Origin of the sequence: Streptomyces sp. NBC_01352, from assembly GCF_036237295.1 — a bacterium.
Lineage (GTDB): Bacteria > Actinomycetota > Actinomycetes > Streptomycetales > Streptomycetaceae > Streptomyces > Streptomyces plumbiresistens.
Genome location: NZ_CP108354.1, coordinates 4,644,183 through 4,669,822, shown reverse-complemented (window position 1 = coordinate 4,669,822; position 25,640 = coordinate 4,644,183). Strand labels below are relative to the sequence as shown.

Below are 25,640 nucleotides of genomic sequence, written 5' to 3'. Positions count from 1 at the left end.
GGCCCCGGTTACGGCGTCACAGCTTGCGCAGGCTCAGGCGCTGGACCTTGTGGTCCGGGCCCTTGCGGATGATGAGGGTGGCGCGGCCGCGGGTGGGGGCCACGTTCTCGATCAGGTTCGGACGGTTGATGGTCCGCCAGGTCGTGCGGGCGTAGTCGAGGGCCTCCTCCTCGGACACCTGGGTGTACTTGCGGAAGTACGAGGAGGGGTTCTGGAAGGCGGTCGCGCGCAGCTTCTTGAAGCGGTTGAGGTACCAGCGCTCGATGTCCTCGGCGCGGGCGTCGACGTACACGCTGAAGTCGAAGTAGTCGGCGAGACCGACCCGGGTGCGGCCGTCCTTGCCGGGCAGGGCGGGCTGCAGGACGTTCAGGCCCTCGACGATCAGGATGTCGGGGCGGCGGACCGTGAGCCGCTGGTCCGGGACGATGTCGTAGATGAGGTGGGAGTAGACCGGGGCCGTCACCTCGTCCTTGCCCGCCTTGATGTCGGCGACGAAACGGGTCAGGGCGCGGCGGTCGTACGACTCGGGGAAACCTTTCCGCGACATCAGGCCGCGGGCCTGGAGCTCCTTGGTGGGCAGCAGGAAGCCGTCGGTGGTGACCAGTTCGACGCGCGGGTGCTCGGGCCAGCGGGAGAGCAGGGCCTGGAGGAGACGGGCGACCGTGGACTTTCCCACGGCGACCGAGCCGGCGACGCCTATGACGAACGGGGTGCCGGACTGGGAGCCCTGTTCGCCGAGGAAGGTGTTCAGCGCGCCGCGCAGGCCGTCGGTGGCCCCGATGTAGAGGTTCAGGAGCCGGGACAGCGGGAGGTAGATGTCCCGCACCTCGTCGAGGTCGATGACATCGCCGAGGCCGCGCAGCTTCTCGACCTCCTCGGCGGTGAGCGGCAGCGGCGTCTTCTCGCGCAGCGCACTCCACTCGGCTCGGGTGAGGTCGACGTAGGGAGTCGCCTCCGGCCTGTGCCGGTGGGCGCTCCGGGGCATCGGGGAGACCGGAGAGATCACAGTCCATTGTTACGGGCGTACGAACGGATGGCGGGGTGGGGTCCGTCACGCATCAGGATTCGGGGCGAACCGGGGCAAGACGGGGAATGTCAGTGGCGTGCGTCACAGTTGTGGGAAGGGTGGGCCCAGGCCGGGGTCCACGAACCCCGAGGGGTGACCCATGACGTATGCGATTGAGGCGGAAGGCCTGGTCAAGCGGTTCAAGGAGACAGAGGCGCTGGCCGGGGTCGACCTGGGGGCCCGCAAGGGCTCGGTGCTCGGGCTGCTGGGTCCCAACGGCGCGGGGAAGACGACCGCGGTGCGGATCTTCGCGACGCTGCTTCGGCCCGACGCGGGCCGGGCCCGGGTGGCCGGGCACGACGTGGTCCGGGAGGCCGGGGTCGTGCGCGCCATGATCGGGCTGACCGGGCAGTACGCGGCGGTGGACGAGAACCTGACCGGCACGGAGAACCTGCTGCTCATCGGCCGGCTGCTCGGTCTGCCGCGGCGGGAGGCCAAGGCGCGGGCGGGTGAGCTGCTGGAGCGTTTTCAGCTGACGGACGCGGCCGGGCGGGCCGTCAAGACCTTCTCCGGGGGCATGCGCAGGCGCCTGGACCTGGCGGCCAGCCTCGTGGGCCGGCCCAGCATCCTCTTCCTCGACGAGCCGACCACCGGCCTGGACCCGCACAGCCGCGGTGAGCTGTGGAAGATGCTGCGGGGCCTGGTCGCGGACGGCGCGACGGCCTTGCTGACCACGCAGTATCTGAACGAGGCCGATGTGCTCGCCGACGACATCGTGGTGATCGACAAGGGCCGGGTGATCGCCGAGGGCACGCCGGACCAGCTGAAGTCGCAGGTCGGCGGTCAGGTGCTGCAACTGCGGCCGGTGCTGGCGCAGGACCTCACGCGGGTGCACGCGCTCGTCGCCCAGGCGGCCGGTCCGCAGGCCCAGATAGAGGGCGGGACCATCACGGCGCCGGTGAAGGACCCCGAGCTGATGCCGGCCGTCGTGCGCACGCTCGACCGTGAGGGCATCGCGGTGGGCGAGCTGGCCCTGCGCCGCTCCTCGCTCGACGAGGTCTTCATGGCCCTGACCGGCCATCGCGCCGAACCGGGCGGGCCGGAGGGCAACGGCGGAGCGGCCGTGCGGGAGGACGACAGTGAGCTCCAGAAGGCGGTGGTGCGGCCATGACCGCCACCACCATCACGGCGCCGGTCACCGAATCCGGCCGCGTGCGGCCCCTCGACGGACTGCGGCAGACGTTCACCATGGCCTGGCGCAGCCTGGTCGCCGTCAAACACAACCCGCTCGAACTGGTCGACTACAGCATCACGCCGATCATGTTCGTGTTCCTGTTCACGTACGTACTGGGCGGGCAGATGGCCGGATCGCCCGAGGCGTATCTGAAGTACGCGCTGCCCGGGATCATCGTGCAGAACACCCTGTTCATGACCATGTACACGGCGATGGCGCTCAACACGGACCTCACCAAGGGCGTCTTCGACCGGCTGCGCAGCCTCCCGATAGCGCGGTCCGCGCCGCTGATCGGGCGGATCACCGCGGACCTGGCCAAGCATGTGTGGGCCCTGCTGCTGATGATCGGGCTCGGTCTGCTGCTCGGCTTCCGGATCACGGGCGGGCTCGATGGCTTCCTGCTCGGCACACTGCTGGTGGTGGTGTTCGCCGCGGCCGTGTCGTGGGGCGCGGTGCTGATCGGGATGCTCGCCGGCGACGCGGAGAAGGTGCAGGCGTTCGCGTTCACGCTCATCTTCCCGATCACGTTCACCAGCAGCGCGTTCGTCGTCGTGGACACCATGCCCGGCTGGCTCCAGGCGTGGAGCGACGTCAACCCGGTCACCCATCTGTCCGACGCCTTCCGCGGGCTGCTGCTCGGCGGGCCGGTGGCGGAGCCGGTGCTGTGGTCGCTGGTCTGGGCGGCGGGAATCGCGCTCGTCTTCTATCCGCTGGCGATGAGGGCCTATCGGGCGAAGGTATGAGCTCTCGGAGGGTCTCAGAGGGTCTCGGAGGGTCTCGGAGGGTCCGTAAGCCGCTGGGAATTTCCGATTTCGGGCAGGAAGTGCTGAGTTCCGGCGGTCGTCGGCCCCTAGGCTGCGGTCCATGTGCGGAATCGTGGGATACGTGGGGTCGCAGTCGGCGCTTGATGTCGTGATGGCCGGACTGAAGCGACTGGAGTACCGGGGGTACGACTCGGCAGGCGTCGCCGTGCTCGCGGACGGCGGGCTGGCGGCGGCCAAGAAGGCCGGGAAGCTGCTCAACCTGGAGAAGGAACTGGTCGACCGGCCGCTGCCGACCGGTGTGACGGGCATCGGGCACACGCGATGGGCCACGCACGGGGGACCGACGGACGCGAACGCGCACCCGCACCTCGACAACGCGGGGCGGGTCGCGGTCGTGCACAACGGGATCATCGAGAACTTCGCCGCCCTGCGGGCCGAGTTGGAGGAGCGGGGGCATTCGCTGGGCTCCGAGACCGACACCGAGGTCGTCGCCCATCTGCTCGCCGAGGAGTTCTCCGTGACCTCCGACCTGGCGGAGTCGATGCGGCTGGTGTGCTGGCGGCTGGAGGGCGCGTTCACGCTGGTCGCGGTGCATGCGGACGAGCCTGATGTTGTCGTGGGGGCGCGGCGGAACTCGCCGCTCGTGGTGGGCGTCGCAGACGGCGAGGCCTTTCTCGCCTCGGACGTCGCCGCGTTCATCGCCCACACGCGCTCGGCGATCGAACTGGGCCAGGACCAGGTGGTGGAGCTGCGGCGGGACGGGGTGACAGTCACGGGCTTCGACGGCCGTCCGGCGGACGTGCGCTCGTATCACGTCGACTGGGACGCCTCGGCCGCCGAGAAGGGGGGCTACGACTACTTCATGCTCAAGGAGATCGCCGAGCAGCCCAAGGCGGTCGCCGATACCTTGCTGGGCCGCATCGACGCGTCCGGCTCGCTGGCACTGGACGAGGTCCGTATCTCCGCCGGTGAGCTGCGGGAGGTGGACAAGGTCGTCATCGTCGCGTGCGGCACGGCCTTCCACGCCGGGATGATCGCCAAGTACGCCATCGAGCACTGGACGCGGATTCCGTGCGAGGTCGAGCTCGCGAGCGAGTTCCGGTACCGGGACCCGATTCTGGATGCCCGGTCGTTGGTCATCGCCATCTCTCAGTCCGGCGAGACCATGGACACCCTGATGGCCCTACGGCACGCCCGCGAGCAGGGCTCCAAGGTGCTGGCCATCTGCAACACCAATGGGTCGACGATCCCCCGCGAGTCGGACGCGGTGCTTTACACGCATGCAGGGCCGGAGGTCGCGGTCGCCTCGACGAAGGCGTTCCTGACGCAGCTCGTGGCCTGCTATCTGGTCGCGCTGTATCTGGGGCAGGTGCGCGGCACCAAGTGGGGCGACGAGATCAGTGCCGTGATTCGCGACCTGTCGCACATCTCCGGTGAGGTCGACCGAGTGCTGGAGACCATGGAGCCGGTGCGGGCGCTGGCGCGGTCCCTTGCGGGGAAGAGGACGGTGCTGTTCCTCGGGCGGCATGTGGGGTATCCCGTGGCGCTCGAAGGCGCGTTGAAGCTCAAGGAACTCGCCTACATGCACGCCGAGGGCTTCGCCGCGGGCGAGTTGAAGCACGGGCCGATCGCCTTGATCGAGGACGACATGCCTGTGGTGGTCGTTGTGCCGTCGCCTCGGGGGCGGTCCGTACTGCACGACAAGATCGTGTCCAACATCCAGGAGATCCGGGCGCGGGGTGCGCGGACGATCGTCATCGCGGAGGAGGGCGACGAGGCGGTCGTGCCGTACGCCGATCACCTGATCCGGATTCCGGCTACGCCGACCTTGCTTCAGCCGCTGGTGGCGACCGTGCCCTTGCAGGTGTTCGCCTGTGAGCTGGCCACGGCTCGGGGGAACGACGTGGATCAGCCTCGGAACCTGGCGAAGTCGGTGACGGTGGAGTAGGGCGGCCAGGTCAACTGTGTTCGTGCTGCTCGTCCCGGTACACCATGCGGGCGAGGCGGATCAGCCAGAACTCCAGCATGATCCCGGCGACGGCGGCAAAACCCATCGACGGTGATTCGTGGATCCCGTTGACGACGAGGGCGGTGAGGAGCACGGGCCACAGCACGGCCAGCGCGGTCAGGAAGAGGAAACGTCCCGTCACGTGCCCGGCCGGCTTCCGTTCCCTGGTTCTTCTCTGCGCCTGGGGAACGGGGGCTGCCTGCTCGCGGGGCTGAGGGATCTCCTGGGCGGTGCGGGCCGGCAGCGGGACGACCGCGGCGGCGGGGACGGCCGCGTCCAGCACCGCGATCCGCTCGGCCGTGACGTCCCCGAAGAGGGTCGGCTCCACGGCCACGCGGAAGCCGTCGATGCCGATCAGGCACCGGGCCCCGTCGGGGCGGGTGGTCATCGCGGCGCAGGCGTCGTACCGCACGGTGATCAGGCCGTCCGGCAGCGACAGGGTGACGCCCGTGGCGCCGATGACCAGCGTGACGTCGTCGTCCTCCAGCGACGGGTGCAGGGTGCCGGAGACCCCGGACGGCGAGTGGTGGGGGGCGGGGGTGAGGCCTGCCCAGTCGGCGCCCTGGGTCGGCACCTGGAGCAGCCCGGCGTCCCACGCCTCGCGGGCGATGTCGCGCAGGTCCTCAACGGTGACCGCCCGGAGTTCGGCCGCCTGCTGTTCGGCGGGCAGGATGGGGTGGCCGAGCAGCAGGCTGAGCGCGTACGACGGAAGCAGTGCCGCGCCGAGGTCGGGGGCGTCGTAGCGCTTGAGCAACTTGCCGCGCGCGGAGTGCAGTTCGGCTTGCTCGATGCGGCCCGCGCGCAGCCGGGCGAAGGTGTCCACGAATCCGCCGACCGCCGCGTCCTGCTTCTGCGGCAGCGCGTCGGCGTACGCGGTGAGGGTGGCGAAGTCGGCGTCACGCGGGGTGTAGTCGGCCTCCGCCGAGTACGAGTAACCGCCCTTCTGGCGCAGGTCCTGGAACAGGGCCCGGCCCAGGACCTCGGCGAAGACGGCAGCCGCGGTGGAGCGGCGCAGTACGGAGGTGAAGACGAGGTGGCCGTCGTCGCCGCGAATGTAGGCGGGTGTGACGGGCAGCGTGCTGGACGCGGCCGGTGGGGGGAAGCGGCGGCCGGCGGGCAGGGTGAGGTCCAGGCCGTCCGGTACGCGGTCGCTGGTGAGCCACAGCACGGCGTTGTCCCGGGTGAACCGGGTCTCGGCCCAGTGGCGTACCTGGTCGGCCGTCAGGCCGTGGGTGCCGAGCTCGTCGTAGCTCGACAGGCCGTAGTCCTGGGCTCCGTAACGCCAGAGAGGCATCCGGGACAACGGGCCGTTCCCCCGGCTGCCCGCCTCCGTGCGCAGGATCTCCTTCTCCGTCTCCAGACGGTCCATCGGCAGGTCGCGCAGGGCCGCGCAGACGCTGTTGAGGTACGTGACGACCTCGTCCTCGTCGCCGGTGACGTGGAAGAGGGTGTACGTGTCCGCAGTGGCGCCGTTGTAGTGCAGGTCGGACAGGCCGAGGCGGTACAGGGCGAGGTGCTCGACGAGGTGGGTGAGGCCGGTCGTGGCCAGGGTCTCGTCGGCGCGGCCCACGCGGAAGAGAAGACCTGCGGTGATCTCGCCGGGACGTGGGGTGAAGAGAGCGGGGATGCCGTGGACGGTGGTGTGGCCGACGATGCCGTCGAGGACACCGCGGCCGGTGCTCGCCGTCTGTTCCGTGGCTGTCGTGTCCTGCGTGGTCATGGTCGTCTCCTGCCTCAGGCTGTCGCCGACGCGGCCGTGCGGTACTGCGCGAACCGGCTCTTCCAGTCGGGCAGGTAACGCCAGAAGGACTCGGAGGCCGTGTCTCCCAGGGCGGCGAAGTGCCGTGCGGCGTCCCCCAGATGGCCACCGAGGGAGAAGGCCAGGGCGAAGGTGCTGTGGCCGTCGATCCGGTACCAGCCGCGGCGGTGGTCGGGGTGCAGCACGGAGATCTGGGCGGCGCGGCGCAGATCGTTGCGGACCGACACGTTCCGCAGGTACTCCGTGGCCTCGGCGCCCTTGAGGTCACCCCAGTGCTCGATGTGGGCCTCGGCGACCAGCACTCCGGCGTGCGAGCCGTCGGGTGCGGCGCTCGTGCACTTCTGGGCGAAGCCGTGCGCGGCCTCCCAGGAACCGCCCCACTTGGGGCACAGCTGCTGGAGCAACTGGGACTGCGCGCGGTAGTCCTGGGGGTGGTGTTCCGACAGCCGGTCGTAGCGCCGCCGGGCCTCGGACTGCCCCAGCTCCAGGCCACGGGCGGTCAGCAGCCGGGCGGTCCAGGCGGGGGCGTACGCGGGCTCCTCGGCGCACACCTCGATCAACAGCCGTTCCGCCTTGCGCAGCCAGCCGTGGAACAGGTCGGCCTGGTCCCGCGACACATCCTCGCCCCGGGCGCCGCCGCGGGCCTCCCAACCGATGCGGATGTAGCGCTCGGCGAGCAGCGTGCGCGGCAGCGGATCGGCGGGCAGGGCCTTCGCGGCCTTCTCCAGGTACCACTCGGCCCTGCCGATGTGGGCGAGGAGCCCGGAGGCGAAGGAGACGTCCTCGGCCGAGTCGATCCCCGCGAAAAAGGCCTGGGTGGCCGCCCAGTCGCCGTCCCACGCGGCGGTGCGCAGCGGCGCCAGCGCGGGCAGCGCGTCGAACGGGTCGGTCACCGGTCCCGATGAGCCGCCGGGTCTGCCGTCCTTGTCGGCCCCCGTGCCGACGATGCTCTTGCCCATATGGCCGCCCCCCATGGCGTATCCGTGCGCGGAGTGCCCGCAGGCTAGCAGGGAGAGGTGACGCGGGGTTACTGAGATACGGGGGTGACGAGGGTGCTCTTGAGGGCGTCCACGAAGGGGACGAAGACTCCGGTCGGGAAGGTGAGGGTGGCGCGGGTCGGGGCCTTTGAGTCGCGGATGGCTATGTGGGTGGGGGAGTTCGCGATCTCGACGCAGTCGTTGCCCTCACCTCCACCGGAGTAGGAGGACTTCTTCCAGTGGGTGGGGGTGGTCATGTCGTCCTCACAGTTCCTTGGCCAACTGGTGGATGAGGTCGCGTGACTGCTCCGGGGGGAGTGACGCTTCCTTCACCCTACGGAAGAGCGTTCGAAAGTGCTCCAGTTGGGCCTCGGAGTCGAGGAAGGCCGTGCCGTGCGGGGCGTCGCGCACCACGGTGTCCAGACGGGGGACCGTTCCGCCCAGGTGTACCAGGGTGCTCCCGGCTCCGGCGAAGTCGTCCAGGGCGAAGGGGATGACCTGAACAGTGACGTGATCAGCCTCGGACATCTCCAGGATGCGGGCCAGTTGGGCTTGCGAGGCGGTGCGTCCGGCCACCTTGATCCGGAGTGCGGCTTCGTGGATCACGGTCTCGTACGGGATGGGATCGGGGCCTTCGATGACCACCTTTCGTTTCATCCGGTGCTCCACCCGGAGCTCCACCTCGCTTTCGGGGAATTCCGGGTTCATGTAAGCGAAGAGGGCCCGCGCGTAGTCCGCCGTCTGAAAGAGCCCCGGCACGTGAATCACCGTCACGTCGTGGCGGAAGGTGGCGTGGTGATCAAGCTCGGCCAGGTCCTGATAAGCGGAGGGGAGGATGCCCCGGTACTCCTCCCACCAGCCTCGGGTTCGGTCGGTCGCCATGGCCGCCAGGGCATCGATCAATTCGGCATCTGAACAGGCGTAGTTGGCCGCGAGGCGGCGCAACCGCTTCTCGCTCACCCCCGCGAGGCCAGCCTCGATCTGGCTGATCTGCGCGGAGCTCACCCCGAGCAGTGCCGCCGCGTCACGGGTCGTGAGGCCCGCCGCGTCCCGCAGTTTCCGGAGCTCGACCGCCAGGCGCATCTGACGTGCCGTTGGTTCGCGCCTCAATGCCATCGCCTGCTCCTCCCAACGCGCCTGTATGCGCGACTCGTTCGGGGCTACGTTATGCGATCGGCTTGCGAAACTTAAACGGTTAGACCTACCGTCGGTGATGCGACGCACACGCTGCGAAACCCCCGGGGTACCGGAAGCGCACCGCCCCGTCCTGCCATGACGGCTGCGGCACTGCCACCGCCCGGCGTCCTCAACTCCCCATCATCCGAACGGAGTTCACCCATGCCCGAAAACGAAGCCGAACCGTGGGAGTACTGCCTCTACATCCCGAACGACCTGCGCGCTGTCACCGTCAGTCGCCGCACCCTCCGCCTGATCCTCACCATGCACGGACTGATCGGCCTCGTCGACGTCGCCGAACTCCTCGCCGCCGAGTTGGTCTCCAATGCCGTACGGCATACCAAGGGGCCAGCCGCCCTCCGGGTGTGCTGGTCGGCGGGGGTGCTGCGGATCGGGGCGTGGGACGCCGACCCGGTGCCGCCCGAACCGCCGAGGTCGCTGGAGCAGGGCGCCGAATTGGAGGAGGGGCGGGGGCTGGCGTTGGTGCGGGCGTGTGCCGACCTGTGGGGGTGGCATCCGCTGGCCAGGCAGGGCAACCGCGGCAAGTTCGTGTGGTGCGAGCTTGCCTCGGCGTGACGGGCGTTGGCTCAGTACTCGAACTCGCCGATCCAGGCTCCTTCGACCAGTGCTTGGGGCAGGTAGTCCGACCGAACCTCGGCCGGGAAGTCGGCGTCGTGCCCCAGGCACGCCATGGCCAGCGGGGCGAGTGCCAGGAGTCCCTCGCTGCTGGAAGCGCGGTCCTCGTCCGCGGTCCAGTACTCCTTGTGTCGGCGCACGGCATCGGCGAGTGTCGAGTTGAACTGCTCGCTGTCCTGGCGCAGGTAGCGGTAGAAGAGTTCGAGCGGGGGACAGAGGATCTTCAGCATGAGCTCGGGGCTGGCGATCACAGCCGTCTCCGGCTTGGTCCCGTCGACCGCGGCAACCAGCTTTTCGCTCACATTGCCGCGGTTGAGCCAGTAGCTCTGCAGCGCGTCGATCCAGTCGTAGATGTACTCGTCGTACTCCGCCCCCGACTCTCTAAGGAGGGAGATCGGAACAGCGCACAGTTGCGTCATCCGATCCTGCTCTCGGCAGATGACGGCGAGCCAGAAAGCCTTGAGCCAGTTTCCGGCATTCGCGCTGTACTGCGGACCTGAGGCGGGGATGGACCTCAATTTCCCGGCAATGCGCGCTTCGACGCGGGCGTCGGACGCGGTGGCTGAGGCGAACAGTGCGGAACCCACCTGCATCGCCGCCACCCACGCTCGCCAAGTCGGAGCGTACTCGGCCAACGGGTCGCGGAGGCATCGCGCTTCTGCCTCGGTGAGTGTCATGAGGAAAGCGTGATCGAAATTCCTCGAATCCGCATCGAGTTCATCGATGGCCTCAACGGCTCCGTCGTGGAGTAGTTCGCACCATCCTTCGGCATCATCGGCAGAGAAGTCGTGCCGAGTTACGATCACGGTCACCGTTCGGCTCCCTTTGCTGACGGTGTTCCGCCTTCGCTCGCTACTCGATTCAGATTCAGTACTCGATCTCGCCGATCCAGGCGTAGTCCAGGAGCGCCTTCGGCAGGTACTCGGACTCGACCTCCACGGACAGGCCCTGGTCCCGGGCCAGACAGGCCATGGCCAGCGGACCGAGGGCTACCAGGCTGTCGGCGCTGGTCGCCCGGTCCTCATCGGCGGTCCAGTACTCCTTGTGCCAGCGCAGTGCGTCACCCAGTGCCTTGTCGAACTCCGCGGAGTCCCGGCGGATGACGCGGTACAGGAGGATGAGCGGCGGGTACAGGACCTTCGCCATCAGATCCGCGTCCGCGTACCGCAGGGCCTCCGGGGCGGTGCCGTCGACTGCCGCGACGAGCTTTTCGCCCACGTCCGGCCGGCCGAGCCAGAAGCTCTGCAGCGTCTCCACCCAGGAGTAGATGTACTCGTCGAACACGGCGCCGGAGTCACGCAGCAACGAGACGGGCACCTCGGCCAGGGCCCGCAGGCGGTCGTTGTCGCGGCAGATCATCGCCAGGTAGAAGGCGGTGACCCAGGTGCCCGCGTTCAGATGCGACTCGGGACCGGTGGCGGGCAGCGTGCGTTCCCGCTCCTTGATCCGGCAGGTGACGGTGGTGCCCTCGGGGGCGGTCGCCGCGGCGAACAGCGCGGCGCCGGTCTGCATGGCGGTGACCCAGGCCTCCCAGGTCTCGAACTTCACCGCCTGCGGGTCGATCGCACAGTGCTGCTGGGCCAGGCTGAGCGCCGTGCTCAGCGCCTGGGGCCGCAGGACCGGCGAGTCGGCGAACTCGTCGAGGATCCAGCTCGCCGTCTCGCCGAGGGCGTCGAGAGTGTCCGGCACGTCGTCCGTCGGATACACGTGGCGGGGAACGGTCGTGGCCACTGACGCTCTCCTCTAGTCGAGCTTGTAGTTGATCGGGAACTGCTCCAGGGTGGCCCCGGCGTAGCTGCCGGTGTTCTCCTTGGCCTTGACCAGGACGTAGTCCAGCTTGCCATCCTTCCACGCACGCAGAAGGTCACCGGCGATGCGGACGTCCGCGGCCTTGCGGCTCAGCATCTCGGCGATGATCGTGTGGACGTACTCCGAGGTGCCCTGCCGGACCATCCAGCCCTTGGCGGGTCCGGCGCCCTGGCGCCAGATCAGGTCGCTCTGCGGCGCCTTCGCCTCGACGATCAGATAGCTGCCGTCCTCCCGCTTGTACAACTGGTCGAACATGTTGGCGCCGTTGGGCGTCTTCGGCAGTGTCACGGGCGAGTAGTCCGCGTACCGCTCCGGAACGACGTGGACGCGGGCCGCGTCCTCGCCGAGGCGCTCGGGGATGGCGCTGTTGTTCGGCGTACCGGCGAGCCGTGCGTCGTAGTCCTTCTGGGCCTGGGCGAGTGCGTCCTGAAGTGCCTGGTCGCCCGGGTTAGCCTTGGCCGCCTTTTCCGCCGCGGTGAGTTCCCCGGCGACCTGGCGGTCCTTCGCCACACCGTCGAGGTAGTCGGCCTGGGGCTTGTCGAGGGCGTTGGGGCTGATCGGCTCCGGGGCCATGCGCGGCGGCGGCTGCTTGGAGGGCATGGAGTCCCGGGCGATCCAGTTGCCGTCCGCGTCCTTGGCGAGGACGGGCAGGGCGTTGCCGTTCCCGTCGATCCCGTCGATGCTGTGCCGGTGGCCGTCCGTGCGGTAGTGGTCCTTGAACCAGTCCGGGTCGGTGTTGGCCTTGTGGAGCTGGTCGTCGATGATCTTCTGCTGTTCCTCGGGGGTCCGCGCCGGCTGCGACTCGTCGGCGGCACCCGCGCCCTCGTCCGCGGTGTTCGCGGGCGAGCCCGCGTCGTCGCCGGTCCTGCCCAGGTCGCCCAGGTCGTCGCCGATTCCGGGGAGGGCGTCGTCGCCGAACCGGGCGGCCAGGTCGTCGAGGGCGCTGGGGGAGATCGGACCCACGGGGCCGCCGGGGCCGCCGGGGCGCAGTCCGGTGTCCGCGCTGCCGGCGGCGGCGTTGTCCACGCTGTTGGCCGGGACGTGATTGCCCGGCCCGCCGGGAACGTTGTTGCCCGCCTGGGTGCCGGGAACCGCGTTGTCCACGCTGTTGGTCGGCAGGTTGCCCGCCACGCCCCCCGGGGTATTGCCGGCAACTCCGCCCGGCGTGTTGTCGGCGACTCCGCCCGGACCCTCGACACGGTTGCCGGGAGCGCCCACGTCATCGCCGACGCGGCCGACGTCGCCGACGTTGTCGAGGCTGTTGCCCAGGTTGATGTTCTGGGCGGCGTTTTCGGCGGCATGGGCGGGGGCGCCTGCCATGGCGGGTTCCCTGACCGGGGCGGGCGTGTTCGGGCTGTCGGCGCCGGCGGCCGGGGAGTTCGGGCTGTCCGGCTGGTCGACGACGTCGCCGGGGCCGTCCTTGGCCTGCTGAAGGACGTTGCCGTTCTCGTCGAGGAGGTTGCCGTCCGGGTCGTAGTAGCGCGCCGGGGCACCGTCCTCGGTGGGCAGCTTCGTAGAGCCCTCCGGCAGCACCGGGGTGTCGTCCGGCAGCTTGATGTTCCCGCCCGGCAGTTCCGTCGCGCCCGCCGGGATCGCCGCCCCCTCCGGCAACCGCACCGTCCCGTCCGGGAGTTTGAGCGCGCCCTCTGGCAGAGTGATCGCGTTCTCCGGCAGGGCGGGGATGTCGATGTTGCCGACGCCCTTCAGCGCCGCGCTGATGTCGCCGATCTTCGACAGGCCCGCGCCCGCGCCCTTGGCGATGTAGGTCATCGGGTCGATGACCTTGCCCGCCTTGCCGGCCGCCGAAAGCACCTTGGCGACCGCGCCCGCCTTGCCCGCACCCGCCACACCGGCACCCGCACCGCCCGTGAACACGGTCGTCAGGACGTTGAAGGTGACCGCACCGGCCGCACGGCCGGGGTTCTTGCCCCACTCGTCCCAGGCGACCAGCGCCTTGCCGGTCTCCTTCATCGCGGTACGCGAATCACGGATCCAGGACGGCAGCTTGTCGTCCGGAAGCGTCCAGAACAACGCCCCCGCACCGGGGATGGAGGAGATCACCAGACCGGTCGCCAGCTGCGCCAGACCCTTCCAGGCCTGGCCCATCGCGTCCCAGCCGCCGAAGCCCACCAGCGTGCCGAGGCCCTTGATGGTGCCCCAGATGCCGTCCACGATCAGGCCGTCCCAGACGAAGGACTTCACCCAGTGGCCGACCTCGTACCAGTGGTGCTTCTCCTCGACCGGATCGCCCCACGGCACCTGGGCGTTCTTCATGTCCTCGGCGTTGAACCCGTACTGGTCCGTGCGCTCGGAGCCGTCACCGGCGACCATCTGGGTGCCGCCCCACAACGCGGTGATCTTGTTGTGGGCGGTCCGCTCGGCGGCCCAGAACGCCGCCACCGTCGCGGTGATGTCGTCCCGGATCTGGTTGTGCTCCTCGACCTTGTCCCCGTTGTACTCCCACTCGTCGTCGTCCTTGACGGAGTCGACGAACGTCGTGGCCTGGGTCTTCAGTTGCTCCAGCTTGTCGACGAGCGGCCGGATCTCGGTGGCGTACGACGACAGGGCGGAGGACACCGTCTCGAGGTCGTCGGCGAACGCGTCCGCCCGGTCCTGGACCGGCTTCGTGGTCGCGAAGAGCTGCTCCGCCTCCGGAGCCGTGTAGTACGCCGACAGGCCCTGGAACTGGGAGTGGACGTCCCCGCCGGTCTTGCGGACGTTGCCCGCGTCCTTCTTCAGCTCCGCGTAGTCGGTCTCCAGTTGCGGCAGATTGCCAGTGAACTGCGGTATCTCCCCCGGTTTGAGCACGCCGGCCCTCGCCCCCCGTTAATCCCAGACGTCGTCGACTTGAGCATCTGTATCAATGGACGTATCGCGTCCGCAATGCGGTTCCAGCGTAGGAGCTGAACGGCTGTTCCGGGAGGGGTGTTGCTGTTGCGAGGGATGAGGGGGCCCTGACCTGTGTCAACGTTTGCGTCGGTGACGGCCGGCCGTCGGCAGTGACACGCGTGTCGGCCGAGGCGCCGGTCGTAAGGTGCTCGGCATGAGCATCATCGGGGTCGGGATCGACGTGGCCGAGATCGACCGCTTCGCGGCGGCGCTGGAGCGTACGCCCCACATGGCACAGCGTCTCTTTCTGCAGAGCGAGTTGCTGCTGCCGAGCGGTGAGCGACGGGGCGTCGCCTCGCTCGCGGCGCGGTTCGCGGCGAAGGAGGCGCTCGCCAAGGCGCTGGGTGCCCCGGCGGGGCTGCACTGGACCGACGCCGAGGTCTACGTCGAGGACAGCGGGCAGCCGCGGCTGCGGGTGACGGGGACGGTGGCGGCGCGGGCGGCGGAACTCGGCGTGCGGTCCTGGCACGTGTCGCTGAGCCATGACGCGGGGGTGGCCTCGGCGGTCGTCGTCGCGGAAGGGTGACGACGACCGCCGAGGTGTCCTGCCGTACGGGCCGTCAGCAGATCGACTGGCTGCTGTTGACCAGCGTGTTGTTGCGGAACGTGGTGTTCGTGCCGCAGGGGCTCTCCCTGATCGCGGAGTTGGTCACCGTCAGGTTCTGGATGAGGATGTCCGAGTTGTTGGGGAACTCGGAGCGGGCCGCGAGGCGGATCTCGCCGCCGCCGGTGACCGTGCCGCTCTGGGCGGCGAGGTTCACGTTGTAGCAGTTCTCGATCAGGACCGCGTTGTTGCCGGTGTTGGAGAGGGTCACCTTGTCGATGACCGCGCCGCCGCTCTCCGACACGCAGAAGACGCCGCGTCCGCCGCCTCGCGCGATGACCTCGCCGACGCGGATGTTGGTGGGGTAGCCGCTGCCGACCCGGCCGTTGCGGTTGGCCATGCGGAAGGCCGCGTAACCGGTGCCCGCGCCCGCGTTGTCCGCGTCGACCTTCGTGACCGTCGCGTTGATGGTCTGGTTCAGCAGCAGGCCCGACTCGCCGACGTTGCGGGCGGTGACCGTACCGACGGTCAGGCCGTCCACGCCGTACGTCTCGACCGCGTGGCTGGAGGCGCCGGAGACGTACGCGTTGTCGATGCGGACGTTGCGCGTCCACTGGGTGGTGTCCCCGCGGTTGTCGATGCGTACGCCGAGGCCCGCGGAGAGGCGCATGTCGAGCTGGCCGAGGACCACGTTCTGGACGTTGCGCAGGAAGATGCCGTAGAGCGGGCTGCCGGTGAGGTTGAGGTGCTGGACCTCGATGTCGCGGGTGCCGCGGGAGTACACCGGTGCCTGGTCGCCGGAGCCGGTGCCGGTGACGTTGATGGTGCCGCAGACGTCGAGGGCGGTGTAGCTCGGGAGCGAGATGCGCGAGCCCGCGGACATGGAGCCCGAGCCGCGCACGACGACCCGCTCCTTGGCGGTGCGGCCGGCGGTGAGGCTGTTGACCGCGGCCTGGACCGCCGCGCGCAGGTCGGTGCCGGTGTAGACGGTCGAGCTGCCGCGGCGGGCCGTCCAGGTGCTGCCGTTGAGGACGGCCTCGGCCTGGTAGGAGCCTTCGCCACAGGCGGCGGCCGCGGCCGGTGCGGGGGCGGCGGTGGCCGGTGCCGTGAGGGTGCCGACGGCGGTCAGGAGGGCGGCTGTACCGGCGGCGGCGATGAGTGCGGCTCTGCGTCCCATGGGGGTGCGTCCTCTCGTGGAGCCCGTAGAACTCGTGACGTCTCTGGGGCTCTCGTGGCTCTCGTCGAATCGATTCGACTGAATCGATTCATCCGGTGGGGGCCGGTGAGTTTGGCAAAGGGGTGGCAAAGGGTCAATGCCTGTGACGAGGTTCGTGCGGTACGGGGGAGACTCGACGGCATGCGTACTGCGTACAGCGTGGAGACGGTCAGGACGGCCGAACGGGAGCTGATGGCACGGCTCCCCGACGGGGCGTTGATGCAGCGGGCGGCGGCCGGACTCGCCGCCGCCTGCGCGGACTTGCTGGGGCGGGTGTACGGCAGCCGGGTCGTGCTGCTGGTCGGCAGCGGCGACAACGGCGGCGACGCGCTGTACGCCGGGGCCCGGCTGGCGCGTCGCGGAGCCGGGGTCACGGCGGTGCTGCTGGCGCCCGAACGGACCCACGCCGGTGGACTTGCCGCGCTGCGGCGGGCCGGTGGCGGCGTGGCGCCGAGCAGGCAGGCGGACGGCATCCCGGCCTTCCTGCGGGCCGCCGCCGACCTGATCGACCGGGCCGACCTCGTCCTCGACGGGATCGTCGGCATCGGCGCCAAGGGGCCGCTGCGGCCGGACGCGGCGCCCCTCGCCGCGCTGGCCTCGCGGGCCCGGGCCGCCGTCGTCGCCGTCGACCTGCCGAGCGGCGTCGACCCCGACACCGGTGAGGTCGACGGCGAGGCGATCCGGGCCGACCTCACGGTCACCTTCGGGACGCACAAGCCGGGACTGCTGGTCGATCCGGGGCGGGAGTACGCCGGTTCTGTCCGGCTCGTCGACATCGGGCTGTCGCTGCCCGGTGAGGCCGCGGTGGAGGCCTTGCAGCACGCGGACGTGGCGCGGTTGTTGCCGGTGCCGGGGGCCGAGAGCGACAAGTACCGGCGAGGGGTCGTCGGGATCGCCGCCGGGTCCGCGCGGTATCCGGGGGCCGCGGTGCTCGCGGTGTCGGGGGCGCTGCGGGGCGGGGCCGGGGCCGTGCGGTACGTCGGGCCTGCGGCGGATGCCGTCATCGCCCGCTTTCCCGAGACATTGGTGTCGGACCGTGGGCCTCGGAAGGCCGGGCGGGTGCAGGCGTGGGTCGTCGGGCCCGGGGCCGGGGACGACGCGTCGGCGGTGGCGGAGGTGCTGGCGGCGGACGTGCCCGTGCTGATCGACGCGGACGGGTTGCGGCTGGCGGACGTGGACGCGGTGCGGGGGCGTGACGCGCCGACGTTGATGACTCCCCATGCCGGGGAGGCCGCGGCGCTGCTGGGGGTCGCGCGGGAGGAGGTCGAGAGGGCTCGGCTGGACTCTGTGCGGGAGTTGGCGGGGCGGTACGGGGCGACCGTGCTGCTGAAGGGGTCGACGACGTTGGTGGCCGGGCCGGGGGGTGGGGCGGCGGCAGCGGTGCGGGTGAATGCGACGGGGACGTCCTGGCTGGCCACGGCCGGTAGTGGGGATGTGCTGTCGGGGCTGACGGGGTCTTTGCTGGCGGCGGGGTTGTCGGCGGTCGATGCGGGGAGCGTGGGGGCGTATCTGCATGGGCTGGCGGGGAGGTTGGCGGCGGACGGGGCGCCGGTGGGGGCGCATGATGTGGCGGCGGCCTTGCCTCTGGCGTGGCGGGATGTCGTACGGGGCTGAAGTCGTGCGGCGCTGAAGTCGTACGGGGCTGAAGTCGTACGGGGCTGAAGGGGTGCTCGGCGGTGGGGGTGCCCTTGGGGTGTTTCGCCCCCTCCGCCCCTTCCCTTCCCGTCCCTGGGGGCTGCGCCCCCAGACCCCGCTTTTCGGCCCGAAGGGCCTCGTCCTCAAACGCCGGACGGGCTGGAAGGTGCAGGCGCTCGGCAATAAGGGTGATCCCACCGCGCGGCAACCCCCTCCCCTCACACCCCCGCGATTCTCTGATCGCATGATCAGCAGACGTATCGCGCCTCGATGTCTTGCCGTGGTCCTCGCCGCAGCCGCAGCCGCCGCCCTCCCCGTCGGTGCCGCCTCCGCCGAGCCGGTGCCGCCCGCTTCCGGGGCCGAGGGCGAGCTGGTGCCTGGAGTTGCGCCGGGGCCTGGGTATCAGCCGTGGCAGATCGACACGCCTGATCAGGCGTTGCCCCCGCAGGTGTATGAGCCCAGCGCGGAGGAGGACGCGGTGGAGCCTCGGGGTGCGGTGGCGGGGACGTACGACCTCGTCGAGTTCGTGCCGCTCGCCGATGCTGTCGCTCGGGTCGCGTGCACCAAGTCCGCCGGGCCCTATCAGCGGCAGGTCGAGCGGTGGCTGAAGCGGACGGTGGACGGGAAGCAGTCGGCGGGGGACTGCAAGGCGATCCGGGCGTTCCAGGTCAAGGAGAAGATCAAGCCGGCGATCGGGTTCGCCGGGCCCGTCACCTGGGCGCGGATGCAGCTCATCTCCGCGAGGAAGAACCCGAATGCCGCCAAGAAGTGTCCGGTGCGGTCGTACCGGGTCGCTTGTGTCGATCTCACGCGGCAGCTGACCTGGGTGCAGAAGGGCGAGAAGGTCGTGTACGGGCCGGTGCCGATGAGGAGCGGGCGGGCGGGGTACCGGACCCGGGCCGGGTGGCACACGATCTACTGGCGGCACAAGAACCATGTGTCGACGCTCTACAACCAGCCCATGCCTTACTCCCAGTTCTTCAGCGGCGGTCAGGCCTTCCACGCCGTCTACGGCAGCATCTTCACCACGGTCGGTTCCATGGGCTGCGTCAATCTGCGCCTGGGCGACGCCCGCAAGCTGTGGGGAGTGCTGAAGAAGGGTGATCGGGTGTACGTGTGGGGGCACAGGCCGGGGACGTAGGCGTCCGGCGGTCCTGTCGGACCCCTCTGAGACACTGGGGGCGCGATGAATGAGACAGCACCTGCCCCGACCGCACCGCTGCGTGCCCGCGCCGAGATCGACCTGGCCGCGCTGCGGGCCAACGTGCGGACCCTGCGTGCCCGCGCGGCGGGGGCGGCCGTCATGGCCGTGGTGAAGTCCGACGGGTACGGGCACGGGGCCGTGCCGTGCGCTCGCGCGGCCGTGCGGGCGGGGGCGACCTGGCTGGGTACGGCGACGCCCGAGGAGGCCCTCCAGCTGCGGGCCGCCGGGCTGACCGGGCGCATCATGTGCTGGCTCTGGACGCCCGGCGGGCCCTGGCAGGCGGCCGTCGAGGCCGACCTGGACGTGTCGGTCAGCGGGATGTGGGCCCTCAGGGAGGTCACCGAGGCGGCTCGCCGCGCCGGTACTCCCGCACGCGTGCAGCTCAAGGCCGACACCGGGCTGGGGCGGAACGGCTGCCAGCCGGGTGAGGACTGGGCCGAGCTCGTCGGGGAGGCGCTGAAGGCCGAGGGCGAGGGGCTGATCCGGATCACCGGGCTCTGGTCGCACTTCGCCTGCGCCGACGAACCCGGGCATCCCTCCATCGCCGCCCAGCTCACCCGGTTCCGGGACATGCTGGCCTACGCGGAGGGGCAGGGGGTGCGGCCCGAGGTGCGGCACATCGCCAACTCGCCGGCCACGCTCACGCTTCCCGAGGCCCGCTTCGACCTCGTACGGACCGGGATCGCGATCTACGGCATCTCGCCGAGCGCCGAGATCGGCGGCCCGGCCGACTTCGGCCTGCGGCCCGTGATGACGCTGTCGGCGTCCGTCGCACTCGTCAAGCAGGTGCCGGGCGGCCACGGCGTCAGTTACGGGCATCACTACGTCACGCCGGGCGAGACCACCCTCGGACTCGTGCCCGTCGGCTACGCGGACGGCATCCCGCGGCACGCCTCCGGGTCCGGCCCGGTCCTGGTCGGCGGCAAGTGGCGCACGGTCGCCGGGCGGGTCGCGATGGACCAGTTCGTCGTCGATCTGGGCGGTGACGAGCCCGAACCGGGCGCGGAGGCCGTGCTGTTCGGGCCCGGCGACCGCGGGGAGCCCACCGCCGAGGACTGGGCGCAGGCGGCGGGGACCATCGCGTATGAGATCGTCACCCGGATCGGAACGCGCGTTCCCCGCGTCTATGTGAATGAGGAATGAGGAACGAGCCGGGTAACCGCAGGAGCGCGGAAGCACAGCAAGCCCGGCATCATCCAGCACCATTCGGCAACTCCTGTGTCATCCGGCGCAGCGAACCACCAGTCAGTCCGGCGAAGAGGAGCGGTACGTGAGCGAGAGCAGTGCGGAGGTCGTCGCGGACGCCGCCGCGGCCGTCGCCTCCGCCACGGGGGCGGCCGGGTGGCGCCGGGCGACCGGCATCGCGGGCGCCGCCATAGGAGTGGTCGCCGCGGGCGCGGCCGCCGGAGTCGCCATAGAGCGGCTCACCGTCGGCCGCGGCATGCGCAAGAAGGCACGGCTCGCGCTCGACTCGACCGGGCCGTACGGCGCCTTGCGGGGCATGCCCGGCAAGGCGTACGCCGACGACGGCACCGAGCTGTACTACGAGGTCGACGACGTGGAGCCGGAAGGCGGCTCGGCGCCCCGGCGCCGGCGGCTCTTCGGCCGCAAGGCGCCCCTGCCCGTCACCGTCGTCTTCAGTCACGGCTACTGCCTCAGCCAGGACTCCTGGCACTTCCAGCGCGCCGCCCTGCGGGGCGTCGTACGGACCGTGCACTGGGACCAGCGCAGCCACGGCCGGTCCGCGCGGGGCGTGGCCCAGGTGCAGGACGACGTGCCGGTCAGCATCGAGCAGCTCGGCCGCGACCTGAAGGCCGTCATCGACGCCGCCGTGCCGGAGGGGCCGATCGTGCTGGTCGGGCACTCCATGGGCGGCATGACCGTCATGGCCCTCGCCGACCAGTACCCCGAGCTGATCCGCGAGCGGGTGGTGGCGGCCGCCCTGGTCGGCACGTCGTCCGGGCGGCTCGGCGAGGTGAACTTCGGTCTGCCCGTCGCCGGTGTGAACGCCGTACGGCGGGTGCTGCCCGGCGTACTGAGGGCACTGGGGCAGCAGGCCGCCCTGGTGGAGAAGGGGCGCCGGGCCACCGCCGACCTGTTCGCCGGGGTCATCAAGCGGTACTCCTTCGCCTCCCGGGACGTCGACCCGGCCGTCGTCCGGTTCGCCGAACGGATGATCGAGGGCACGCCGATCGACGTGGTCGCCGAGTACTACCCGGCGTTCAACGACCACGACAAGACCGAGGCCCTCGCCCTCTTCACGGACATGCCGGTGCTCGTGCTGGCCGGAGTGGGGGACCTCGTCACGCCCAGCGAGCACAGCGAGGCCATCGCCGACCTGCTGCCGGACGCCGAGCTGGTGCTCGTGCCGGACGCCGGGCACCTGGTCATGCTGGAACACCCGGAAGTGGTCACCGACCGCCTCGCCGACCTCCTCACCCGCGCGGGTGCCGTACCCGCAGGCGCTACCGTGAATGGCTATGGAAGCACCAGCAGCGCCGCACGACCCGGCTGACACCGAGCTGACCGTCACCTCCCCCGACCAGATGCGCGAGCTGGGCCGCCGCCTCGCCAAACTGCTGCGCGCCGGCGACCTCGTGATGCTCACCGGGGAGCTGGGCGCGGGCAAGACGACGCTGAGCCGGGGGCTCGGCGAGGGGCTCGGCGTCCGCGGGGCTGTGACGTCCCCGACCTTCGTGATCGCCCGTGTGCATCCGTCCCTCGGGGACGGGCCGCCGCTCGTCCACGTCGACGCGTACCGCCTGGGTGGCGGGCTCGACGAGATGGAGGACCTCGACCTCGACGTCTCGCTGCCCGAGTCCGTGATCGTCGTGGAGTGGGGCGAGGGCAAGGTCGAGGAGCTGACCGACGACCGGCTGGAGGTCCTGATCCACCGGGCCGTCGGAGATACGACCGACGAGGTGCGGCACGTGACGCTGACCGGGCTGGGGGAGCGGTGGGCGGCGGTGGATCTGAGCGTGCTCGCCGCCTGACCGCACGGGTTGATGAATGTTCCGACAAGACGTCGGCAAGATGTTGCGTTGCGCGTCTTCGGCGTGGTCACATGGTACCCAGTCCGTAGTTAGGTCTACCTAACTACGCCCGCCCCCGAACTTCAGGAGGCGTCCATGTCGGCCACCGAGAACAAGCCGGAGCCGCGGCCCTACGCGGTCGTCGCCGGGGTGTCCATGCGCGATCTGCTGGCGTCCTGCGCGGCCGCGACTGCCGTGTCCACGCCGCCGCGCCTGCCCGATCCCGAAGCGCTGCGGCCGCGGGCGGAGCACCGTAAGGCCGCCTAGCGGATCACGACGACCCGCACGCCGATCGTCGCGAACTTCCACATCGCGTCGCCGTCCGCCCGGGACTCCCGGACGCCGCCCGCCTTGACCGTCGGTGCGGGCGCCGGCGTGGAGCCGTCCACCGCCGCGCTGAAGCCGACCGGTACGCCCTTCACGGTGGTGAAGCGCACGACGTGCTCGACGGGGATGCCGTCGGTGCCGGTGACCCGGTTCGAGCGGGACGTGACGGCGTAGGTGCCCGGGGCCGGGGCGACGGTGCCCGGGGTGACCTTGAAGGTGCGGCTGACCTTGTCGCCCCGGCCGACCAGCCACACCCGGTCGTCGTCCACCGAGTACACGACCCGTTCACCCGTACCGGAGCGCTCGGGCAGCGCGGCGGGGTCCCGCACGGCCCGGGGTGCCTTCGAGGCGGCCGCCGCGAGCGCGCCGCCGGCGTCGGGGCCGCCGAGGTCCGCGGGGACGCCCGCCGAGGCCTGGTAGGCGAGGAAGCCGACCGTCGCCAGCGCCGTCACGGTGAGCCCGGCCACGATTCCCGAGCTGCTGACTGCCACCGTCGTCCACCTCAGCCTTGTGTAGTACGTCCCGCTTTGCCGCGACGGTAGCAGCAGGTGACGGCCCGATCTGTACGGCCGTGCCCGCGGCGCGGGAGCCGTAGGCTGTTTGCGTGCTCTTGCTCGCTCTGGATACCGCCACCCCCGCCGTCACCGTCGCGCTGTACGACGGCACGGACGTCATCGCCTCGTCGAGTCAGGTCGACGCGCGCCGGCACGGTGAGCTGCTGCTGCCGGCCGTCGACCGTCTGCTCGCCGAGGCCGGTCTCACGCTGGACGCCGTCACCGGTGTCGTCGTCGGCATCGGCCCCGGCCCCTACACCGGGCTGCGCGTCGGCCTGATGACCGCGGACACCTTCGGGCTCGCCCTCGGTGTGCCCGTGCACGGTGTGTGCACGCTCGACGGCCTCGCGTACGCGGCCGACATCGAGAAGGGCCCCTTCGTCGTGGCGACCGACGCCCGACGCAAGGAGGTCTACTGGGCGCAGTACGCCGACTCCCGCACCCGCCTCACCGACCCCGCGGTCGACCGGCCCGCCGACATCGCCGAACGGGTCGCCGGACTGCCGGCCGTCGGCGCGGGCGCGCTGCTCTACCCGGACACCTTCCCGGTCGTGCACGAGCCGGAGCACGTGTCCGCCGCGGCGCTCGCGCGGCTGGCCGCCGAGAGACTGGCGGCGGGCGAGGAACTTCCCGCTCCCCGGCCGCTGTACCTGCGCCGCCCCGACGCCCAGGTCCCCAAGAACTACAAGGTGGTCACCCCCAAGTGACCGACACCGTGACCCGCACCATGACTCCTCGACTGCGCGAGATGCGCTGGTGGGACATCGACCCCGTGCTCGAACTGGAGCGGGACCTCTTCCCCGAGGACGCCTGGTCGCGGGGGATGTTCTGGTCGGAGCTGGCCCACTCCAGAGGGCCCGAGGCGACCCGGCGGTACGTCGTCGCCGAGGACACCGGCGGGCGGCTCGTCGGGTACGCGGGACTGGCCGCCTCCGGAGACCTGGCCGACGTACAGACGATCGCCGTCGCCCGCGACCACCAGGGCACCGGACTCGGCGGACGGCTGCTGACCGACCTGCTGCAGGCCGCGACCACCTTCGAGTGCGCCGAAGTGATGCTGGAGTGCCGGGTGGACAACCTCCGCGCCCAGAAGCTCTACCAGCGCTTCGGGTTCGAGCCCATCGGTTTCCGACGCGGCTACTACCAGCCGGGCAATGTGGACGCCCTGGTGATGAAACTGACCGACCCTTCGACTTCCCTGCAAGGAACCGAGATCCATGGCTGACGAACCGCTCGTCCTCGGCATCGAGACTTCCTGTGACGAGACCGGCGTCGGCATCGTCCGGGGCACCACCCTGCTGGCCGACGCCATCGCCTCCAGCGTCGACGAGCACGCCCGCTTCGGCGGTGTCGTACCGGAGGTGGCCTCCCGGGCCCACCTCGAGGCGATGGTGCCGACCATCGACCGCGCGCTGAAGGAAGCGGGGGTGAGCGCGAAGGACCTGGACGGCATCGCGGTCACCGCCGGTCCGGGGCTCGCCGGCGCCCTGCTCGTCGGGGTTTCGGCGGCGAAGGCGTACGCCTACGCGCTCGGCAAGCCGCTGTACGGCGTCAACCACCTGGCCTCGCACATCTGCGTGGACCAGCTGGAGCACGGGGCGCTGCCGGAGCCGACCATGGCGCTGCTGGTGAGCGGCGGCCACTCGTCCCTGCTGCTCTCCTCGGACATCACCTCCGACGTACGGCCGATGGGCGCGACCATCGACGACGCGGCGGGCGAGGCCTTCGACAAGATCGCGCGGGTGCTGAACCTCGGCTTCCCGGGCGGTCCCGTCATCGACCGCTACGCCCAGGAGGGCGACCCGTCGGCCATCGCCTTCCCGCGCGGTCTGACCGGCCCGCGCGACCCGGCGTACGACTTCTCCTTCTCCGGGCTGAAGACGGCCGTGGCCCGCTGGATCGAGGCGAAGCGGGCGGCGGGGGAGGAGGTGCCGGTGCGGGACGTGGCGGCGTCCTTCCAGGAGGCGGTGGTGGACGTGCTGACCCGCAAGGCGGTCCGGGCCTGCCGCGACGAGGGCGTCGACCACCTGATGATCGGCGGCGGCGTCGCCGCCAACTCCCGGCTGCGGGTGCTGGCCCAGGAGCGCTGCGAGGCGGCCGGAATCCGGTTGCGGGTGCCGCGGCCCAAGCTGTGCACGGACAACGGGGCGATGGTGGCGGCGCTGGGCGCGGAGATGGTGGCGCGGGGCCGGGCCGCGTCGAGCTGGGACCTGTCGGCGGACTCCTCGCTGCCGGTGACGGAGCCTCATGTGCCGGGGCACGACCACGTTCACGAGGTCAGCAAGGAGAACCTGTACTCGTGACGGTGGCGTTGATGTGGGAGGCGAAGGCGGCCGAGGGGCGGGGCGGGGAACTGCTCGCCTGGGCGCGGGCGCAGGACCTGGCCGAGGCCCCGCTGCGGCGGGAGACCTTCCGGGCGCCGGGGGACCGGGTGCTGGTCATCACCTGGTGGGATGCCGCGTACGACGCCGAGTTGCCCGAACTGCCGGAACCGGACGGCGAGTTGGTCACCCGGGCGGTGCATCGCTGGCGGTTCGAGTCGGTGGGCGACTGATCGGGGCGCGCGAGGCGAGGGCGCCGGGCGGCCGGAGAGGTACAGGCTGCCGTGTCCGAAGGCCGCGCCCCGGGCGCCGAAGCGGTCCTCCCAGGAGCGCAGTACCGCCGACGGCTCGTCCGCGCCGATGCGGTGCGCCCCGCCCGTCCAGTGGATCGCGGCCGGTGGGTCGGAGGCCCGTTCGAGGCACGTGCCCGGGTCGCGCCCTCGTTGCCGGTGTCGCGTGGCTGCCAGCTTGCCGTCGCTCGTCCACACCGGGCGGCCTGATCGGCCGTATGAGTCGGCTCGGCTCGCGTGGCCAGCGCGCCCGGGGTGC

Annotated in this window: 25 protein-coding genes; 15 read left to right on the top strand and 10 right to left on the bottom strand. The window is 70.8% G+C overall.

Translation table 11 applies throughout. The annotated features are described in order from the left end of the window. Positions 1-16: 16 nt before the first annotated feature. On the bottom strand, positions 17-985 hold the full coding sequence (gene coaA / locus OG252_RS21470; RefSeq protein WP_266434987.1) for a type I pantothenate kinase: 969 nt from the start codon (positions 983-985) through the stop codon (positions 17-19). 181 nt (positions 986-1,166) lie between these two features. On the opposite strand from coaA, the gene OG252_RS21465 reads away from it, so the two are divergent. The 3 genes from OG252_RS21465 (at position 1,167) to glmS (ending at position 4,952) form a co-directional block, all read left to right on the top strand. Further along, the gene (locus OG252_RS21465; protein WP_266434984.1) at positions 1,167-2,177 is read left to right on the top strand and encodes an ATP-binding cassette domain-containing protein; all 1,011 of its coding nucleotides are present in this window, start codon (positions 1,167-1,169) and stop codon (positions 2,175-2,177) included. Next, positions 2,174-2,983, top strand: coding sequence for an ABC transporter permease (locus OG252_RS21460; protein ID WP_266434982.1), 810 nt, complete (start codon positions 2,174-2,176; stop codon positions 2,981-2,983). The genes OG252_RS21465 and OG252_RS21460 overlap by 4 nt, the downstream gene beginning before the upstream one ends. Positions 2,984-3,104: 121 nt before the next feature. Then, positions 3,105-4,952: a glutamine--fructose-6-phosphate transaminase (isomerizing) gene (gene glmS, locus OG252_RS21455; RefSeq protein WP_329338015.1), complete on the top strand. Its 1,848-nt coding sequence runs from the start codon at positions 3,105-3,107 to the stop codon at positions 4,950-4,952. 10 nt (positions 4,953-4,962) lie between these two features. Here glmS and OG252_RS21450 read toward each other — a convergent pair whose 3' ends face one another. Genes OG252_RS21450 through OG252_RS21435 form a run of 4 tightly spaced genes read right to left on the bottom strand, consistent with a single transcriptional unit; the run spans position 4,963 to position 8,864 of the window. After that, positions 4,963-6,732: a M16 family metallopeptidase gene (locus OG252_RS21450; protein ID WP_329338013.1), complete on the bottom strand. Its 1,770-nt coding sequence runs from the start codon at positions 6,730-6,732 to the stop codon at positions 4,963-4,965. 14 nt (positions 6,733-6,746) lie between these two features. Continuing rightward, positions 6,747-7,745 (bottom strand): hypothetical protein, encoded by a 999-nt coding sequence (locus OG252_RS21445; RefSeq protein ID WP_329338011.1) that lies wholly within the window; start codon positions 7,743-7,745, stop codon positions 6,747-6,749. A gap of 53 nt (positions 7,746-7,798) precedes the next feature. Next, the gene (locus OG252_RS21440; RefSeq protein WP_329338010.1) at positions 7,799-8,005 is read right to left on the bottom strand and encodes a DUF397 domain-containing protein; all 207 of its coding nucleotides are present in this window, start codon (positions 8,003-8,005) and stop codon (positions 7,799-7,801) included. A gap of 7 nt (positions 8,006-8,012) precedes the next feature. After that, positions 8,013-8,864 carry a helix-turn-helix domain-containing protein gene (locus OG252_RS21435; protein WP_266448169.1) on the bottom strand — a complete coding sequence of 284 codons (852 nt, stop codon included), beginning with the start codon at positions 8,862-8,864 and terminating at the stop codon, positions 8,013-8,015. Between the two features lie 222 nt (positions 8,865-9,086). On the opposite strand from OG252_RS21435, the gene OG252_RS21430 reads away from it, so the two are divergent. Continuing rightward, positions 9,087-9,500, top strand: a complete 414-nt coding sequence (locus OG252_RS21430; protein ID WP_329338008.1) for an ATP-binding protein — start codon at positions 9,087-9,089, stop codon at positions 9,498-9,500. Positions 9,501-9,511: 11 nt separating this feature from the next. Here OG252_RS21430 and OG252_RS21425 read toward each other — a convergent pair whose 3' ends face one another. Genes OG252_RS21425 through OG252_RS21415 form a run of 3 tightly spaced genes read right to left on the bottom strand, consistent with a single transcriptional unit; the run spans position 9,512 to position 14,177 of the window. Continuing rightward, complete coding sequence (locus OG252_RS21425; RefSeq protein WP_329338007.1) at positions 9,512-10,372, bottom strand: immunity 49 family protein; 861 nt, start codon at positions 10,370-10,372, stop codon at positions 9,512-9,514. Positions 10,373-10,427: 55 nt separating this feature from the next. Then, positions 10,428-11,291, bottom strand: coding sequence for an immunity 49 family protein (locus OG252_RS21420; protein WP_329338006.1), 864 nt, complete (start codon positions 11,289-11,291; stop codon positions 10,428-10,430). 12 nt (positions 11,292-11,303) lie between these two features. Next, entirely contained in the window at positions 11,304-14,177 is a 2,874-nt protein-coding gene (locus OG252_RS21415) for a hypothetical protein (RefSeq protein WP_329338004.1), read from the bottom strand. A 235-nt stretch (positions 14,178-14,412) separates the two neighbouring features. Here OG252_RS21415 and OG252_RS21410 point away from each other — a divergent pair, with 235 nt between their 5' ends. After that, positions 14,413-14,784 carry a holo-ACP synthase gene (locus OG252_RS21410; RefSeq protein WP_266434963.1) on the top strand — a complete coding sequence of 124 codons (372 nt, stop codon included), beginning with the start codon at positions 14,413-14,415 and terminating at the stop codon, positions 14,782-14,784. A gap of 34 nt (positions 14,785-14,818) precedes the next feature. On the opposite strand, the gene OG252_RS21405 is transcribed toward OG252_RS21410, so the two are convergent. Then, on the bottom strand, positions 14,819-15,979 hold the full coding sequence (locus OG252_RS21405; protein WP_329338001.1) for a hypothetical protein: 1,161 nt from the start codon (positions 15,977-15,979) through the stop codon (positions 14,819-14,821). Positions 15,980-16,159: 180 nt separating this feature from the next. Here OG252_RS21405 and OG252_RS21400 point away from each other — a divergent pair, with 180 nt between their 5' ends. From OG252_RS21400 to OG252_RS21375, 6 genes are all read left to right on the top strand, one after another. Further along, entirely contained in the window at positions 16,160-17,632 is a 1,473-nt protein-coding gene (locus tag OG252_RS21400; protein ID WP_266434959.1) for an NAD(P)H-hydrate dehydratase, read from the top strand. A gap of 265 nt (positions 17,633-17,897) precedes the next feature. Then, a complete protein-coding gene (locus OG252_RS21395) occupies positions 17,898-18,794 on the top strand; it encodes a L,D-transpeptidase family protein (protein WP_329337998.1) in 897 nt (298 codons plus the stop codon). A gap of 45 nt (positions 18,795-18,839) precedes the next feature. After that, positions 18,840-20,000, top strand: coding sequence for an alanine racemase (alr, locus tag OG252_RS21390; RefSeq protein ID WP_329337996.1), 1,161 nt, complete (start codon positions 18,840-18,842; stop codon positions 19,998-20,000). A gap of 127 nt (positions 20,001-20,127) precedes the next feature. Further along, positions 20,128-21,372 (top strand): alpha/beta fold hydrolase, encoded by a 1,245-nt coding sequence (locus OG252_RS21385; protein WP_266434953.1) that lies wholly within the window; start codon positions 20,128-20,130, stop codon positions 21,370-21,372. Then, positions 21,338-21,850, top strand: a complete 513-nt coding sequence (tsaE, locus tag OG252_RS21380) for a tRNA (adenosine(37)-N6)-threonylcarbamoyltransferase complex ATPase subunit type 1 TsaE (RefSeq protein WP_329337994.1) — start codon at positions 21,338-21,340, stop codon at positions 21,848-21,850. Before OG252_RS21385 ends, tsaE begins: the two co-directional genes overlap by 35 nt. Before the next feature lie 135 nt (positions 21,851-21,985). Beyond that, positions 21,986-22,156, top strand: coding sequence for a hypothetical protein (locus OG252_RS21375; protein WP_266434949.1), 171 nt, complete (start codon positions 21,986-21,988; stop codon positions 22,154-22,156). On the opposite strand, the gene OG252_RS21370 is transcribed toward OG252_RS21375, so the two are convergent. Beyond that, positions 22,153-22,707, bottom strand: coding sequence for a hypothetical protein (locus OG252_RS21370; RefSeq protein WP_329337991.1), 555 nt, complete (start codon positions 22,705-22,707; stop codon positions 22,153-22,155). The two genes, OG252_RS21375 and OG252_RS21370, sit on opposite strands and share 4 nt — an antisense overlap. Positions 22,708-22,820: 113 nt before the next feature. Between OG252_RS21370 and tsaB the strand changes: the two genes are divergently transcribed. The 4 genes from tsaB to OG252_RS21350 are packed head-to-tail and all read left to right on the top strand — an operon-like array spanning position 22,821 to position 25,324. Then, on the top strand, positions 22,821-23,477 hold the full coding sequence (tsaB, locus tag OG252_RS21365) for a tRNA (adenosine(37)-N6)-threonylcarbamoyltransferase complex dimerization subunit type 1 TsaB (RefSeq protein WP_329337989.1): 657 nt from the start codon (positions 22,821-22,823) through the stop codon (positions 23,475-23,477). Positions 23,478-23,497: 20 nt separating this feature from the next. Then, complete coding sequence (rimI, locus tag OG252_RS21360) at positions 23,498-23,995, top strand: ribosomal protein S18-alanine N-acetyltransferase (protein WP_266448166.1); 498 nt, start codon at positions 23,498-23,500, stop codon at positions 23,993-23,995. Next, positions 23,988-25,073 carry a tRNA (adenosine(37)-N6)-threonylcarbamoyltransferase complex transferase subunit TsaD gene (tsaD, locus tag OG252_RS21355; protein WP_266434943.1) on the top strand — a complete coding sequence of 362 codons (1,086 nt, stop codon included), beginning with the start codon at positions 23,988-23,990 and terminating at the stop codon, positions 25,071-25,073. The genes rimI and tsaD overlap by 8 nt, the downstream gene beginning before the upstream one ends. Then, positions 25,070-25,324 carry a hypothetical protein gene (locus OG252_RS21350; RefSeq protein ID WP_329337987.1) on the top strand — a complete coding sequence of 85 codons (255 nt, stop codon included), beginning with the start codon at positions 25,070-25,072 and terminating at the stop codon, positions 25,322-25,324. Before tsaD ends, OG252_RS21350 begins: the two co-directional genes overlap by 4 nt. Positions 25,325-25,640 lie beyond the last annotated feature (316 nt).